General features: G+C 61.6%; 17 protein-coding genes. 7 read left to right on the top strand and 10 right to left on the bottom strand.

Going from position 1 to position 15,383, the window contains the following annotated elements:
• Positions 1–86: 86 nt before the first annotated feature.
• Positions 87–1,055: an inorganic triphosphatase gene (locus tag G5154_RS11450; protein WP_421250945.1), complete on the bottom strand. Its 969-nt coding sequence runs from the start codon at positions 1,053–1,055 to the stop codon at positions 87–89.
• 169 nt (positions 1,056–1,224) lie between these two features.
• Between G5154_RS11450 and G5154_RS11445 the strand changes: the two genes are divergently transcribed.
• The gene (locus tag G5154_RS11445; protein WP_005340244.1) at positions 1,225–1,905 is read left to right on the top strand and encodes a TIGR00153 family protein; all 681 of its coding nucleotides are present in this window, start codon (positions 1,225–1,227) and stop codon (positions 1,903–1,905) included.
• 25 nt (positions 1,906–1,930) lie between these two features.
• Positions 1,931–3,196, top strand: a complete 1,266-nt coding sequence (locus G5154_RS11440) for an inorganic phosphate transporter (RefSeq protein ID WP_421263938.1) — start codon at positions 1,931–1,933, stop codon at positions 3,194–3,196.
• Positions 3,197–3,289: 93 nt separating this feature from the next.
• Here G5154_RS11440 and G5154_RS11435 read toward each other — a convergent pair whose 3' ends face one another.
• Both G5154_RS11435 and metB read right to left on the bottom strand, forming a co-directional pair.
• The gene (locus tag G5154_RS11435; RefSeq protein ID WP_421250946.1) at positions 3,290–5,746 is read right to left on the bottom strand and encodes a bifunctional aspartate kinase/homoserine dehydrogenase II; all 2,457 of its coding nucleotides are present in this window, start codon (positions 5,744–5,746) and stop codon (positions 3,290–3,292) included.
• Complete coding sequence (gene metB / locus G5154_RS11430) at positions 5,746–6,918, bottom strand: cystathionine gamma-synthase (RefSeq protein ID WP_337073667.1); 1,173 nt, start codon at positions 6,916–6,918, stop codon at positions 5,746–5,748. Before metB ends, G5154_RS11435 begins: the two co-directional genes overlap by 1 nt.
• A gap of 205 nt (positions 6,919–7,123) precedes the next feature.
• On the opposite strand from metB, the gene metJ reads away from it, so the two are divergent.
• The 3 genes from metJ to G5154_RS11415 all read left to right on the top strand — a co-directional run bounded on the left by metJ (position 7,124) and on the right by G5154_RS11415 (position 8,634).
• Positions 7,124–7,447 (top strand): met regulon transcriptional regulator MetJ, encoded by a 324-nt coding sequence (gene metJ / locus G5154_RS11425; RefSeq protein WP_005340251.1) that lies wholly within the window; start codon positions 7,124–7,126, stop codon positions 7,445–7,447.
• A 41-nt stretch (positions 7,448–7,488) separates the two neighbouring features.
• Positions 7,489–8,223, top strand: a complete 735-nt coding sequence (locus tag G5154_RS11420; protein ID WP_421250947.1) for a helix-turn-helix domain-containing protein — start codon at positions 7,489–7,491, stop codon at positions 8,221–8,223.
• A 72-nt stretch (positions 8,224–8,295) separates the two neighbouring features.
• Positions 8,296–8,634: a tRNA-binding protein gene (locus G5154_RS11415; protein WP_421250948.1), complete on the top strand. Its 339-nt coding sequence runs from the start codon at positions 8,296–8,298 to the stop codon at positions 8,632–8,634.
• Positions 8,635–8,704: 70 nt separating this feature from the next.
• Here the strand turns inward: G5154_RS11415 and G5154_RS11410 are convergent, their stop codons facing one another.
• On the bottom strand, positions 8,705–9,976 hold the full coding sequence (locus tag G5154_RS11410) for an aromatic amino acid transport family protein (RefSeq protein WP_139408588.1): 1,272 nt from the start codon (positions 9,974–9,976) through the stop codon (positions 8,705–8,707).
• A 171-nt stretch (positions 9,977–10,147) separates the two neighbouring features.
• Here G5154_RS11410 and G5154_RS11405 point away from each other — a divergent pair, with 171 nt between their 5' ends.
• Positions 10,148–10,417: a hypothetical protein gene (locus tag G5154_RS11405; RefSeq protein ID WP_421250949.1), complete on the top strand. Its 270-nt coding sequence runs from the start codon at positions 10,148–10,150 to the stop codon at positions 10,415–10,417.
• Here G5154_RS11405 and cysQ read toward each other — a convergent pair.
• Both cysQ and nudE read right to left on the bottom strand, forming a co-directional pair.
• On the bottom strand, positions 10,414–11,226 hold the full coding sequence (gene cysQ / locus G5154_RS11400) for a 3'(2'),5'-bisphosphate nucleotidase CysQ (RefSeq protein ID WP_337073664.1): 813 nt from the start codon (positions 11,224–11,226) through the stop codon (positions 10,414–10,416). The genes G5154_RS11405 and cysQ overlap by 4 nt on opposite strands.
• A gap of 37 nt (positions 11,227–11,263) precedes the next feature.
• A complete protein-coding gene (gene nudE, locus G5154_RS11395; protein ID WP_043850035.1) occupies positions 11,264–11,872 on the bottom strand; it encodes an ADP compounds hydrolase NudE in 609 nt (202 codons plus the stop codon).
• Positions 11,873–12,015: 143 nt separating this feature from the next.
• Here nudE and yrfG point away from each other — a divergent pair, with 143 nt between their 5' ends.
• Positions 12,016–12,696, top strand: coding sequence for a GMP/IMP nucleotidase (yrfG, locus tag G5154_RS11390; protein ID WP_216979563.1), 681 nt, complete (start codon positions 12,016–12,018; stop codon positions 12,694–12,696).
• Between the two features lie 67 nt (positions 12,697–12,763).
• On the opposite strand, the gene G5154_RS11385 is transcribed toward yrfG, so the two are convergent.
• From G5154_RS11385 to G5154_RS11370, 4 genes are all read right to left on the bottom strand, one after another.
• Positions 12,764–12,976, bottom strand: coding sequence for a hypothetical protein (locus G5154_RS11385; RefSeq protein ID WP_068977307.1), 213 nt, complete (start codon positions 12,974–12,976; stop codon positions 12,764–12,766).
• Between the two features lie 114 nt (positions 12,977–13,090).
• On the bottom strand, positions 13,091–13,429 hold the full coding sequence (locus G5154_RS11380) for a DUF1294 domain-containing protein (protein WP_167570795.1): 339 nt from the start codon (positions 13,427–13,429) through the stop codon (positions 13,091–13,093).
• Positions 13,426–14,016: a sugar O-acetyltransferase gene (locus G5154_RS11375; RefSeq protein ID WP_421250950.1), complete on the bottom strand. Its 591-nt coding sequence runs from the start codon at positions 14,014–14,016 to the stop codon at positions 13,426–13,428. The genes G5154_RS11380 and G5154_RS11375 overlap by 4 nt, the downstream gene beginning before the upstream one ends.
• Before the next feature lie 86 nt (positions 14,017–14,102).
• Positions 14,103–15,365 carry an MgtC/SapB family protein gene (locus G5154_RS11370; RefSeq protein WP_216979561.1) on the bottom strand — a complete coding sequence of 421 codons (1,263 nt, stop codon included), beginning with the start codon at positions 15,363–15,365 and terminating at the stop codon, positions 14,103–14,105.
• Positions 15,366–15,383: the final 18 nt, after the last annotated feature.

The raw sequence follows: 15,383 nt of genomic DNA, 5'->3' as shown, positions 1-15,383 counted from the left end.
AACGGGTGAGCCAAGGCTCACCCGTTTTGTTTTTGGCTTTTGTTTCCGGTCTTTATTTCCGACCTTTAGTACCGGTATGGCCACGCTCAGGCTGCGTGATGCAGCCATGCGGCGATGGCCAGCTGCAACTCGACATACGCCGGATAGAGGAAGAGATCGGCCAGCTCGGCAGGCCACTCGTCATGCTCGCCCGATTGGGCTTGCAGATGGGCGTGCAGGCTGGTCAATGCTGGCAGCCAAGGTGCGGGTTGTGGCAGCGTGGACGCAGTGCGGGCGACCAGATCGATCCCTAGGCACAGGGCCGCGAGTGCCTGCTGTTGAATGCCTTTATCCTGAGGATGTTCCAGCCAGAGCTGCTCGTGATGCTGCCAGTGGCGCAGCCCCTCGCTTACCCCCGTTGTGCCATCCATACCTTCATGTTCGACCAGCGCCTGCAGGGCCAGCGGTTTGCCAAGACCAGCCAGTCGATAACCGCGCTGGGCCTTGGATTGGGCGCCAAGGCGCAGTCCACCAAGCTTGGCGAGGCGTTGGGCCAGCGCAAACAGCGCCGCGGTAGCGCCGGATTTGAGCTCCAGTTCCAGCTCGTTGATGGTGGTGCTGCCCTGACTGCCGACAATCTCTCCCTGATCCCAGGCAAGCTCAATCTCGGCCCCCTCCAAGACGATCAGCCAGTGGCGGCGCAGGAAGTCGGTACGAAATTGGGCGACCAGCTGCTGCTGAATGTGGTCACGCTCGGTCAGAGTCGGCCAAATCTCATCAGGAAAGGCCGAGAGGGTCGGCAGATCGCCGCTCACGGGAGCGTTGTACTCGGGTCTGGCGTGCAGGCCGCCCACCACCTGGCCACGGCATTTGATGGTTTGTTCGGCGAAGGCATCGCAGCGGCGAATACGCAGCCCCATATCCAGCTGGCGCAGAGCCAGGGTCGGCGTATCGAAATAGACGTTGCCGAGCTGCTGTTGTGATGATTCTTTAATCTCAAGAGAATTCAGCAGGTTGGATAACTCGGCTTGAATGTCGTGGGCGACAAAAAACTTTATCTCGATCTCAGTTTGCATAGTCATTCCGGGCTGGCAGACAACTTTGGGGGGCAGGATTCGGGTCGCGGGGATATAATGCCCGCGAGACGACTAGATTAATTCGCGGTTTAATTGAGGGCGCAGTTCGGTTACCATGCGCGCCTCATAAAATCGTATCGAGTGTTTTTTCACCGACACAGGTTTGGCCATGCCAGTAAATACTATTTTGGGGCTTTTTGCCAAGTCCCCCATCAAGCCGCTGCAGAAGCATATCGTCAAGGTTCACCAGTGCTCCCAGCAGTTGGTTCCCTTCTTTGACGCCGTTGCCGAAGACCGTTGGGAAGATGCCGAGAAGATCCGGCAGCAGATCGCCCAACTGGAAAAAGAGGCTGATACCCTCAAGCGTGAAATCCGTCTGAAACTGCCTCGCGGCCTGTTCCTGCCGGTTGCACGTACCGACCTGCTGGAGCTGTTGACCCAGCAAGACAAGATTGCCAACCGTGCCAAGGATATCTCCGGCCGCATGCTTGGCCGTCGCATGGAGTTCCCCGCCGAAATGCGGACGGATTTCATGGCTTACCTCAAACGTTGTATTGATGCGACCGCTCAGGCCGAGAAAGCGATCGGGGAGCTCGACGAGCTGCTCGAGACCGGCTTCAAAGGACGGGAAGTGGAAATGGTTGCCGAGATGATCCACCAGCTGGATCTGATCGAGGACGATACAGACACCATGCAGATCGGACTGCGCCAACAGCTGCAAGCGGTTGAGCACAATTACAATCCGATCGATGTGATGTTCCTTTACAAGATCCTCGAATGGGTAGGTGACCTGGCAGATCAGGCCGAGCGCGTAGGCGCCCGTCTGGAACTGATGCTGGCTCGTTCGTAATCGACTGACTGGGTAAACACTACTAATGGACATTATCGCGAATTACGGCACCACTCTGGTGCTCGTGGCGGCCTTGTTCGGCTTTTTGATGGCTTGGGGTATTGGCGCGAACGACGTTGCCAACGCCATGGGGACATCGGTCGGCACGAAATCCCTGACCATCCGTCAGGCGATCATCATTGCCATGATCTTCGAATTTACCGGTGCCTATCTGGCCGGTGGCGAAGTGACGGCCACCATCCGTAACGGTATCATCGACAGCAACGCCTTTGCCGATACGCCGGATCTGCTGGTGCTCGGCATGATCGCCTCCCTGCTGGCGGCGGGCGCCTGGTTGATCCTCGCCTCCTACTTCGGCTGGCCCGTCTCCACCACTCACTCAATCATCGGCGCCATCGTCGGTTTCGCTGTGGTGAGCATTGGCCCGGAAGCGGTGCAGTGGAGCAAGTTTGGCGGCATCGTCGGCTCCTGGGTCATCACCCCGGCCATCTCAGGTGTCATCGCCTACTTCATGTTCATCAGCGTGCAGAAGCTTATCTTCAACACCGATGATCCCCTGAACAACGCCAAGCGCTATGTGCCGTTCTACATGTTCCTGACTGCGCTGGTTATCTGTCTGGTGACCATCAAGAAGGGGCTGACCCACGTTGGTCTGCACCTGAGCGATGGCGAGGGCATTCTGCTTTCCATCGCCATCTCCATCGCAGTGGCGTTTGCCGGCTGGATCTACATTCGCGGCCAGAAGTACAACCCGCAGGATGACAGCAAGATGCACTTCGCCAACGTGGAGAAGGTGTTTGGCATCCTGATGGTGATCACCGCCTGTGCCATGGCCTTTGCCCACGGCTCCAACGATGTGGCCAACGCCATCGGCCCGCTCTCTGCGGTGGCCTCTATCGTGGCTTCCGGTGGCGAGATTTCCAGTCAGGCAGCCATTGCCTGGTGGATCCTGCCCCTCGGCGGTATCGGTATCGTGATCGGTCTGGCGACCATGGGCGAGAAAGTGATGGCGACGGTCGGTACCGGCATCACTCACCTGACCCCGAGCCGTGGTTTTGCTGCCCAGCTGGCCACTGCCGCGACCGTGGTGATTGCCTCCGGCACCGGTCTGCCCATCTCCACCACCCAAACCCTGGTCGGTGCTGTGATGGGTGTTGGCCTGGCGCGCGGTATTGCGGCGCTGAATCTTGGTGTTCTGCGCAACATCGTAGTCTCCTGGATCATCACCCTGCCCGCCGGTGCCATTCTGGCTATCGCGATTTTCTATGTGCTGCAGGCTTGCTTCTCCTAATCGAAGCGGCATTCAGCAAAAAGCCCGAGTCATCGACTCGGGCTTTTTTATTGTGCGCGGGAGCTGAGGTGTTGCTCCCTTTGCATATCAGCCTTAGAGGCTGGCGCAGATCTGCCACAGATCGTACTGGATAGCGGCGGCGGTCACTTCCCGGCCTGCCCCCGGCCCCTGGATCACCAGCGGGTTGGTGCGGTAGCTGTCGCTCTCGATGGCGAAGATGTTGTCGCACGGCAAGAGGTTGGCAAACGGGTGGTGGGGCTCCAGCGACTCCAGTCCGACCCGCGCCTTGCCGTCATGCTCGAAGCGTGCCACGTAGCGCAGCACCTTGCCGAGGCGCTTGGCCCCTTCGAAGGCGGTCTGGATCGGGCCATCCAGCTCTTTCAGTCTGTCCATGAACTGATCGGCGGTCACCTTGCGCAGCGGGACGGGCACCAGATTCTCCAGCTCGATATCGGCGGAGTCGAGCTCAAAGCCAGCTTCCCGCGCCAGAATAAGCAGCTTGCGCCGTACATCCTGACCGGAGAGATCCTCGCGGGGATCCGGCTCGGTCAGGCCGTGTTGCCATGCTTCGTCCACCAGCTCGGAGAAGGGGCGGGTGCCATCATACTGCTGGAACAGCCAGGAGAGGGTGCCGGAGAAGATGCCGGAGACCCCCTGAATGCGGTCGCCGCTCTGGCGCAGCATCTGGATGCTGGACTGGATTGGCAGCCCGGCGCCCACGGTGGCGTTGTAGCGCCACTGCACCTGATGGTCGCGGCAGGTCTGCTTGATGCGCTGGTAAAACTCGCTGTCGGCGGCGCCGGCAAACTTGTTGGCGGCGATGATATGAATGCCGAGCTGGGCGAAGTCGGGGTAGTAGCGGCTCACCGTTTCGCTGGCGGTCAAATCGATGGCGATCAGGGTATCGAAGCTGTGTTGCTCCAGCTGGGCCAGCAGTTCGGGCCAGATCAGCGCTTTGGGGGCAAAGTTGTCCTGCACCTTGAGCGGATCCAGCCCCTCTTCATCGAGCAGGCCCCCTTCAGAGCTGAACACCCCGTAGAGGGTGAGCGCCAGATTGAGTTCATGTTCGAGCCGCGCCTTTTCGCGGGCATAGAGGCTCAGCCAGTGGCCGCCGATATTGCCCTTGCCGAACACCACCAGTCCGACCCGGGTCGGGCGGCTGAAGAGGGCGCTGTGGAGGGCGATGAGCAGCGGCTCCAGCACTACCTGACGCAGCACGGCCACCAGACTCAGGCCATCTCGGGCCACCTGTACGAACTCCAGTGGTTGATCTGCCAGCAGCTGATAGAAGCGGTGACACTGCTCGGCGTTGTCGGTGACGCCTGCCCCCACCAGCGCTACCAGACTGTATCCCTCTTTCTGGATGAGGCCGGTGAAGCTCCCTTGCAGCTGGAAGTCGCGCAGCAACTCGAAGGCGCCCTGTGCCACTTCGAGGGTATAGGCGAGGCGCAGCACCCTGCGATCCGGCTGGCGCTGCAGGGTGAGCGGATTGAGACGGTAACGGGCGAGATGGGCCTCGATGGTGGCCACCGTCTGCTCATAGTTGGTTTGTGGCAGCACCTTCAGCTCGATGAGGGCGATCTGATCCACCGAGGAGACGATGCGGGCACCGCCGGAGCGGGGGGCGCGGCGCAGGATGTGGGTGCAGCCCTCGTCCGGGTTGTAGCTGCAACGCAGGGTGAGGCGCTGACGACTGTCGGCCACCGGCTGCAGGGTTCGGGAGTGCAAGACCGAGGAGCCAAGACGGGCCAGCTCGTTCGCTTCGGCGAGGCTCAGGCGCTCCAGCAGACGCGCCTCCTTCACCCGGCGCGGGTCGGCGCTGTAGACCCCGGCCACGTCGCTCCAGATGGTGGTGGATTCGCCGTCCGCCAGCAGGGCCAACAGGCTGGCGCTGTAGTCGGAACCGTTGCGACCGAGCAGCAGGGAGCGCCCCTCCATGTCGGCAGCGATAAAGCCGGTTACCACGATGCGACCGGCATGCTCCGCCAGTCGCGCCTTGAGCAGTTCGCTGGAGAGCGCAGTATCTACCTTGACCAGAGCGCCATCCTCGGCGCGCAGGAAACTGCGGGCATCGAGCCAGATAGCCTTGTCGCCGCGGCTGGTGAGCAGGGCTGCCAGCAGGCGCGCCGACCACACTTCGCCAAAGGCGAGCAGTCCGTTGCGGGCGAAGCGGTCAAACTGCCCTTCAAGCGTTTTGGCGATCAGCTGCATGTCGTCGGCCAGCTGCTTGCTCAGGTCGAGCTGCAGTTCACCCTCCAGCAAGCCGTCGATCAGGCTCTGCTGATAGGCCTGCAGGGCCGAGATGGCTTCACCGGCGGCTTCGTCCCCCGCTTCGGCCAGCTCCACCAGCTGGATCAGGCGGTTGGTGGTCTTGCCAGCGGCGGAGACTACGATCAGCTCGTCGCCACCCACCTGTTGTTCAACGATGCTGGCGACCCGGCGATAACAGACCGGATCCGCCAGACTGCTGCCACCAAATTTGTGGACGTGACGTCGCTTCAATCCTGCTTCTGCTGCCACCGCGATCTCTCCTTGTTGCTGCTGTTCCATTACTTCGCTACCTGTTCTGCCTGCTGCGCCTGTTCAAAAGCCTGAGCCAGATCGGCCACCAGGTCTTCACCGTGTTCAATACCGACCGACAACCGCAGCAGCTGGGCGCTGATGCCTGCTGCCTGCTGCGCCGCCGGGGTCATGGCCCTATGGGTCATGCTGGCCGGATGGGCCACCAGACTCTCCACCCCGCCGAGAGACTCGGCCACCGAGAAGAGGGTGAGGGCCGCGAGGAAGGCGCGAATGCCCGCCTCGCTGCAATCGAGTTCAAAACTTAGCATGGCGCCGAAGCCGGACTGTTGACGGCGCGCAATATCGTGGCCCGGATGGCTCGGCAGGCTGGGGTGATAGATGCGTTTCACCAGCGGCTGCTGTTGCAGGAAGGCGAGGATGCGATCGGTGTTCTCCTGATGGGTGCGCAATCTGGGGGCCAGAGTGCGCAGGCCGCGCAGGGTGAGGTAGGAGTCGAACGCCCCGGAGGTGAGCCCCAGACAGTTGGCCCACCACACCAGCGACTCCGCCAGTGCGGCCTCCTTGGCGATCGCCACTCCGCCCACCACGTCTGAGTGACCGTTGATGTACTTGGTGGTGGAGTGCACCACCACATCAGCACCAAGTGCGAGCGGCTGTTGCAGCAGGGGGGAGAGGAAGGTGTTGTCTACCACCACCTGCGCGCCTGCCTCGTGGGCGGCGCAGGCAATGGCGCTGATATCCACCACTCGCAGCAGCGGGTTGGAGGGGGTCTCGACCCATACCAGCGCAGGCTTCTGGGCCAGCGCGGCGGCCAGAGCGGCCTCGTTACCCTGATCGACAAACTGCACCCGGTAGTGGCCCTTGGCCGCCAGATACTCAAACAGACGCCAGGTGCCGCCGTAGCAGTCGTGGGGGGCGAGCAGCAGATCCCCCGCCTTGAGCAGTGCTGTGGTGACCAGATGGACTGCCCCCATGCCGGTGCCGGTAACCACGGCGCCAGCACCCCCTTCCAACGCCGCCAGCGCGCCCGCCAGATTGGTGCGGGTCGGATTGCCGGAGCGGGCATAATCGTATTGACGGGGCTCGCCAAAGTCGGCAAAGGTGTAGTTGCTGGAGAGGTAGATGGGGGGCACCACGGCACCGTGTTGCTGGTCTGTCTCAATCCCGGTGCGAACCGCCAGGGTGGCCTTGTGGGTCATATCACTCTCCTTGATGTCTCTTCACACGCCGGCATCTTGCTGCCACGCGCCATCCCGCCATTGCGGGCTCATGGACAACCACACTACGCCAGCTTAAAAAAGCCGTCAACACTTCCGGACGTCTAAATGGCTTTGCTGTTGGATTGCCATTAATTTCCTTAAGGGTTAAAATCCGCGCTCACGGCTAAATGAGAACAGGTGAGTCATGGGAACAGAGTGGAACGGCGACTACGTCAGCCCCTACGCGGAACACGGTAAGAAGAGCGAACAGGTCAAGAAGATTACCGTCTCGATCCCGCTCAAGGTGTTGAAAGTGTTGACCGATGAGCGCACCCGCCGTCAGGTGAACAACCTGCGTCACGCGACCAACAGCGAGCTGCTCTGTGAAGCCTTCCTGCACGCTTTCACCGGCCAGCCGCTCCCTTGCGACGAAGACTTGCGCAAGGATCAACCGGACAGTGTCCCGGCCGAAGCGCGCGCCATCATGGAAGCGTTGGGCAAAGAGATCGAAGATTTCGACAAGGAATAACCCCCAATGACGCGGCCCTGGCCGCGTCATTGCTATCTGCCATGTCCCGCTTCAGCCTGCGCCACTATCATCACCACGTCTGCAGCCATAGCCACGACTTTGCCCAACTGGTGATCCCCCTCGATGGCCCCCTCGAGATCGAGGTGCAGGGCCATGGGCGCCGGCTTGCCCCCGGTTCTGCCTGCGTCATCGCCCCCGGCGAGCGACACGACTACGCCGCTGATCCTGCGCTTTCGTTTCTGGTGCAGGAGAGCGACTGGCTGCCCGGAGATCTGGCAGCTCACCCCTTTATCGAGCTGGATGAGCCCCAGCGCCACTACCTCGCGTTTCTGCACCGCATGGTGGCCGAGGGGCGGCAGGTGGCGGGCATGGAGCAGGTGTGGCTCTCCCTGCTGGCGGAAGGGCAGGGGATGCAGAGCGCTGTCATTCCACGCCTTGCCGCCCGCATCCTCAAGGTGCAACGCCATATCGATGCCAACCTCGCCGCCCCGCTGACCAATCAGCAACTCGCCGCTATCGCCTGCCTTGGCCAGAGCCAGTTCAAGCTCGCTTTTCGCCAGCAGCTGGGGATGAGCGTCTCCCACTACATTCGCAGTCGGCGCATGGCACTGGCGCGAACCCTGCTTGCCGGTACGCAACTGCCCGTTGGCGAGATTGCCAGCCGCTGCGGCTACCAGAATCAGGGGGCCTTCGGCGAGCGCTTCCTGAGTGAGACCGGGCTTACTCCGTCCCTCTGGCGCCAGCAAAACGGCCGCCTGCCGCAACGAGACGGCTGATCGCCGAAGACTGGATGCTCTCTTTGGGCCATGCTGCGGGTCATGCAAGGTGCACGATAAACAGGAGCCGAAATGGAGACGATTCGCTGGCAGGATTTCGAGATGGTGGAGCTGAGGGTGGGCACCCTGGTGCGGGTCGAGCCGTTCCCCGAAGCACGTAAACCGGCCTACAAGGTGTGGGCGGATTTTGGACCTGAACTGGGGATTCGCAAGAGCAGCGCCCAGATCACCGCGCTCTACCAGCCAGAGCAGCTGGTGGGCCGCCAGATCATCGCCGTAGTCAACTTCCCGACCAAGCAGATCGGCCCGTTTCAGTCGGAGTTTCTGCTGACCGGTTTCTACCGGCCGGATGGCGCCGTGGTGATGGCCATTCCCGAGCGGGCGGTGGAGAACGGCGCCAAGCTGGGCTGAGTTCACACCCGAACAGAGACAAGAGAGGCGACCCAAGGTCGCCTCTCTTTTTGTTATCTGCTGTGAGTCGTTACTTCAACAGGCTGAAGATCAGCGCCGATACCGCCAGCGAACCGGTTAGCAGGATAAAGCCGTTGGTCCAGCCGTGACGGAAGCGGGCCAGCGCCTCCACCTTGTAGATGGCAATCACCGGCATGATAAACAGGATCATGGCGATAACCGGGCCGGAGAGGGTTTCCATCAGCCCCAGAATGCCCGGATTGATGACGGCGGCACCCCAGATAGAGAAGAACATCAGGGCGATACCGACTTTGTCCGCCTTGGCCAGCGGCAGGCCGGTGGGCTTGGCGATCAGGCTTTTCAGGCTTTCGCGGGCACCGAGGAAGTGGCCGAGGAAGGAGGAGCTGATGGCGATAAAGGCGATGAGCGGCCCCAGAGTCACGATCACCGGGTTATCGGTGATGTTGGCGAGATAGGAGAGCACAGAGACGTTCTGGGCCTTGGCTTCGGCCAGCTGGGCTGGCGAGAGGCTCAGCACGCAGGAGAAGACGAAGAAGAGCACGAAGCCCACCAGCATTACTGTGGTGTTGCGCAGGATCAGGCCGCTCTTGGCTTCGGCCTGCTCGCCATATTCACGGCGCTGCACGTTGGCAAAGCCGGAGATGGCGGCGGCGTGGCTGAAGGCGAACACGGTGACCGGCAGCGCCAGCCAGACGGTATTGAGGAAGCTGACCCCTTCAAACGCCGTCACTTCCGGCCATTGCCACTGAGGGATCAGGTAGCAGGAGAGCGCCGCCAGAATGGCCGCCAGCGGATAGACCATAAAGGCGAAGGCGCGCAGCATCGCTTTCTCACCCGCCAGCATCACGGCGATCATGGCGAATACCAGCACGCCGGAGAGCATCACCCGATCCGGGGTTGCCATGCCGAGCTGGTTGACCATAAAGCTCTCCACCGTGTTGGTCAGTCCGACCCCGTAGATGAGCAGGATCGGGAAGATGGAGAGGAAATAGAGCGCCGAGATAAGGCGACCGGCCATCTTGCCGAAGTGCTCCTCCGCCACTTCGGTGAAGTCGGCGTGGGGACGTGAAGAAGAGAGCACGAAGCGAGCCAGCCCGCGGTGGGCGAGGAAGGTCATGGGGCCTGCCAGTACCGCGACGATGACGAGGGGCCAGATGCCGCCCAGACCCAGATTGATAGGCAGGAACAGGATACCGGCGCCAACGGCGGTGCCAAACAGGCTGATAACCCAGTGGGTGTCGTGACGGCGCCAGCGGGTGATGCTGGCAGTGGTGGAGCAGGAACCGGATAGCTCCTTGGTAGCCTCTACAGATAAACTCATTACTAATTCACTTTTTGTTAGTATTTTAATCTGAGTTTATTGTGGTTTATCGGGATTTAATTCTCAAAAAGCGAGACTGAAACATATCACTGCCATTGCGGGGTTTAGCCAGCGAGATTGGGAATGGAATCTGGGTCACAGAATGCAACAAAACTGACAATGGTGATTTTTGTGAAATATAAAACCAAAATTTTATCTGCGATCATTTTTTTATTTTGGCTAATAAGGTGTTTTCAGAATTACGTGAAAAATCGCACCATTTCTCGCCGACCAATTGTGATGTTTCACTATCATTTCGCTTCTTTGCCAGCGTATCACGCTGTGCAAGCGCGCCTTGACCAGCTGATCACACCGGCCATCACCCCGGACAACGACTCTGAAAAAGCAGGCGGCCATCGGGCCGCCTGCATGTCTGGAGTGATGATATCGCTACTCGTCTAGTGGGCAAGAATGTTGCCCCAGGCGAGATCCGGATCCCCCATCACGATAAAGTCAGGGTTCTCCAGTGACTCGGTTTCGTTGTAGCTGAGTGGCTGCAACGCCAGGCTGAGGATGCGGCCACCTGCCGCCTCGACGATGCACTGGGCGGCGGCGGTGTCCCACTCGCCGGTGGGGCCGAGCCGCACGTAGCAATCGGCCGCCCCTTCCGCTACCAGACAGGATTTGAGGGAGCTGGATCCAAGCGGGATCAGCTCGTAGTTGATGGCCGGGTTGAGGCGGCGGGTGAGGTTCTCCAGCTTCTGGCGGCGGCTGATGGCCACCACCAGTGAGTCGGGCTGGTCATGCTCGTGATGCATGGCGCTGATGGGTAGTACCTCGCCCTTCACCTCCTTGAAGGCGCCGTAGCCGCGCACCGCCCAGTAGAGCACGTTGGACTCGGGAGCATAGATGACTCCGAGCACCGGCACATTGTCCCGCACCAGGGCGATCAGGGTGGCGAAATCGCCGCTACCCGCGATAAATTCGCCGGTGCCGTCGAGGGGATCCACCAGCCAGTACTGCCGCCAGTTGGATCGCAGGCTGAAGGGGATGTCGGCCGCCTCTTCGGTCAGCACCGGCACATGGGGGGTGAGCGCCGAGAGCGCCTGTTTGAGGTAGGCATCGGCAGCAAGATCGGCACTGGTGACCGGGGTCGCATCCTCCTTCAGCTGACGCTCGAACTGACCGCCGTGATAGATGTCGTGAAGGATCCTTCCGGCTTCGCGGGCAATCTCCTTGACCCCCGGCACCCAGGCCAACAACTCCTGCATCTCGTTATCCTCTGTCTGTTAACTGCCCGTCTGCGGGCTACTCTGCCTGCTCCGCCAGCCACTTCTGGGCCAAGAGCAGGGCACTGATGCTGCGCGACTCGGTGAAGTCGGGTCGCGCCAGCAATTCGTCGATCCGGTTGAGGGGCCAGGGGATTACCTCCAGCGGTTCGGGCTCGTCGCCGATCCGCTGCTCGGGGAAGAGATCCCGCGCCAGTAAAATGTCCATCCGGCTGGAGAAGTAACCAGGCGCCAGCGACACCTGTTTGAGCAGGGTCAGGCTGTTGGCGCCAAAGCCCGCCTCTTCCATCAGTTCCCGGTTGCCTGCCTCGAAGGCATCTTCGCCCGGGTCGATCAGCCCCTTGGGAAAGCCCAGCTCGTAGGAGTGGGTGCCAGCGGCATATTCGCGCACCAGCAGCAGGGTCTGCTCATCGAACAGCGGCACCACCATGACGGCGCCACGATTGCCGCCGCGCATCCGCTCGTAGACCCGCTCCTCGCCGTTGGAGAATTTGAGGTGGAGGGATTCCACTCTGAACAGCCGACTCTCGGCCACGATCTCGGCCTTGAGGATCTCCGGTTTGCTCTTCTCCTGCTCCAGCTGGTCGATCGAAATCTGTTCGGGGGGGCTTTTGTGGTGCTCACTCATCAGGGGGGACGGCTCGTTAAAAAATCGTGCTTCAAGAGTAAACGACTCCCACACCGAACACCACGGGGCAGGGAGGGGAAAGGGGGAGGAAAAATCCGTTATACTACCGCCCCGTTTTCCGAGATCCGCGATCAAGAGGCCCGATGCCACACTCCCGCTCAAACACCTTGCCATGGCACCAGATAGATACCGTCTTGCTCGATATGGATGGCACCCTGATCGATCTGCATTTTGACAACCACCTCTGGCAGCAGCTGGTGCCGGAGCGTTACGCCGAGCGGCTCGGGCTGCCACTGGATGAAGCCAAAGCGCAGATCGACGTCCACTATCAGGCGGTCAACGGCACCCTCAACTGGTACTGCGTGGATTACTGGAGCGAGACCCTGGGGCTCGATATTCGTGCCCTCAAGCAGGAGCTGCTGGCGAAGATCCGGTGGCGTCCCCACGCCATCCCCTTTCTGGCCGCGCTGCGCGCCGCGGGCAAGCAGCTGGTGCTTTTCACCAATGCCCACCCCGCCAGTCTGTCGGTGAAGGATGCGCAGTTGGGACTAAGCGACCATCTGGATCTGATGGTGAGTACCCACGAGCTGGGCTGGTCGAAGGAGAGTCAGCACTGCTGGCTGGCGCTGGCACAGCGGCTGGCGTTCGATCCGGCCCGCACCCTGTTTGTGGATGATAGCGAGCGGATCCTGCGGGCTGCCGCCGACTATGGCATCGGCTATCAGCTGGCGATCCTGAATCCGGACGGCTGCAAGCCGGAGCAGAACATCACCGCTTTTCCGGCGATCCGCGACTATGCCGAGTTGCTGCCGCTGGTAATTTGAATCAGTTCAAACAAGAGAGGGCTGCATCATGCAGCCCTCTCTGTATCTGAAACCTGGCGGTGAAAAATCACAGCTCCCGAAACGGGCGCCGTTTCTCCTCTTCGATGACGATCGCCTCCAGATTGGCGACCCGCTCCTGTAGCTCTCGGATGACCAGATCCTGCTTGCCGAGGCGGTCGGTGATGCGGGCATCCCCCATCTGATAGCGGGCCCGCTTGCCGAGATATCCGAACAATAGGCTGATAAATACGATCAGGACTATGCCTGTCCACATGGTCATGTCACGACTCCTTGTCGTCTATAAACGGCGAAAACGCTGATGGGATCCGTTCTGTTTTCTCACAGCCGCCAATTGGCCGCAATGGGGCCCATTGTCCCTTTGTGACGCAGACAGCTATTGCTGCCAGAGGGGGCGGCCAAGCCAGAGTCCCCACAGGGTGAGGTGCAGCAGCACGATAAACCAGAAGACCAGCCGGTAGCTGCGCTTCTGGGTCTTGTGGCGCAGCCACTGGCGGGCCACCAGTGCCCCCGGCCAGCCGCCGCACAGCTCCAGCAGGTGCAGGCGAGATTCGGGAATGCGCCACTCGCCCCGCACCGCTTGCCGCTTGTCCCAGGCGTAGGCGGCTACCGTCAGCAGGCTCATGAAGAGCAACACGGCCAGCGGCCACCACTGCTGCTCGCCGAGGCCGAGCCAGAGGGCGGCGCCCAGTGGCAGCAGCGCCAGCGCCATCACTGGGCCAGCTCCCAGCAGCGCTCCTCGTCCTGCTTGAGGGTGCGGATCACCTTGGCCGGATTTCCCACCGCCACCGAGTCGGCCGGGATGTCGCGGGTGACCACGGCGCCTGCGCCAATGATGGAGCGCGCCCCTATGGTGACGCCGGGGCAGATGATGGCGCCGCCGCCGATCCAGCAGTCATCGCCGATCTGCACCGGCTTGTTGTAGGCGGTCCAGTTGCGTCGCTCCAGATAGTTCATGGTGTGGGTGGCGGTGTAGATCTGCACGTTGGGGGCCAGCAGCACATGGCTGCCGATATGCACTTCACCCAGATCGAGAATGGTGACGTTGAAGTTGAAGAAGGTCTTCTCGCCGATATGGATGTTGCGGCCAAACTCGCAGGTGAAGGGCGTGCTGATCCAGCAGGAGTCGGGGCAGTGGCCGAACAGCTCGCGGCAAATCTGCTGGCGCAGAGGGGCATCGCCTGCAGGTGAACCATTAAGCTGGGCCAGCAGCGCCTGACCGCGGATCCGGTCGTTCGCTATCTCCTCGCTCTGGCCATCCAGCGCCCCGCCTGCCAGTATCTTGTCCCAGTCGCTCGCCATTGCTACCTCCTCATGCTGCAAGAGGGGGCAGTATACGTGACTGTCTGGGGCGCCGTCAGTCTGTCACTTGTTGCAGGTGATCCCCGTCAACCTGCGGGCCAGACGAGGGGCAGGATCAGCAGGGCCGAGACGAAGTAGGGGAGCAGCACCCGCAGCCCCAGACTGCGACCGCCGATGCCGAGGGCCAGCAACCCCTTCACCAGCGAGTTGACCAGCCCGGCCAGCAGAATGCCGCGAGCGGCGACCTCCAGTGCCAGCTCCTTGTGGGAGAGCTGGGAGAGCGACAAGGTGATGGCATCCACGTCGGTGATCCCCGACACCAGCGCCAGCAGATAGACCCCCGAGTTGCCTACCTTGTCTTGCAGCAGAGTTGCCATAAAGCCGATCAGCGCCAGCAGCAGGCCGAACTTGATGGCGGTGGCCAGATCGAGCGGGTTGCTGGTTTCCGGCTGTACCGGGCCGTCTGTCAGCTCCTCGCGCTGGCGCCAGAACCAGAAGGCAAAGCCGTAGACGGTGGCCGCCAGCAATACGAGCGGGGCGGCGAGGCGCATCGCCAGTTCGCTGTGAATCAGCAGCACCAGCACCAGCAGCCGCAGCCACATGGTGGCCCCTGCCAGCAGGATGCCGGTAGCCAGCAGTCGCTCCAGCCCTCCTTGTTCCTTGTTGAGGCGGGCAAACTGTAGGGTGAGGGCGGTGGAGGAGGCCAATCCCGCCAGTATGCTGGTGAGCACCAGTCCGGCGCGAGTACCGAGCAGCCGCACCGCGAAGTGGCCACAAAACGAGATGCCGGCGATCACCACCACCATCAGCCAGATCTTGAAGGGGTTGAAGGCATCGAGGGGCCCCATCTCCTCGTTGGGCAGTACCGGCAGCAGTACCAGCGAGATGAGCAGAAAGCGCAGGGTGGCGTGGAATTCGGTTTCGCTGAGAAACAGCATCCCCTGCTGGATCTTGCCCTTGAGCCCCATCAGCAGGGCCGCCAGCACGGCGCAGGCCACCGCCTCGCTCGGGCTCAGCAGCACCGACATCAGCCCCAGCAGATAGGTGAGCAGCATGGCCACCGAGCTGGTGAGGCCGAACTCCCCTTGCCAGCGCTGGGCCAGCCAGACCGAGAGGCCGCAACCGATCACCACCGCCAGCAGGCCGAGCAGCGGCAGCCAGGGGCCCAGGGTGGGCAGCAGCAAACCGCACACCCCGCCGAGCAGGCCGATAAGGCCGTAGGTACGCATCCCGGCGATGCGCTGGTTATCCCCCAGTTGGCGCACCTGCCAGCCCCGCTCCAGCCCGATGATAAGGCCGATGGCCAACGAGACCAGGGCTCCGTTGACCGGTTCTGCATTGATCCACATAACGACTTCCTTTTCGTC

This window comes from Aeromonas sp. 600527, assembly GCF_049175415.1.
In the GTDB taxonomy this organism is placed as follows: domain Bacteria; phylum Pseudomonadota; class Gammaproteobacteria; order Enterobacterales; family Aeromonadaceae; genus Aeromonas; species Aeromonas veronii_A.
This window is presented reverse-complemented; position numbering and strand designations above follow the sequence as displayed.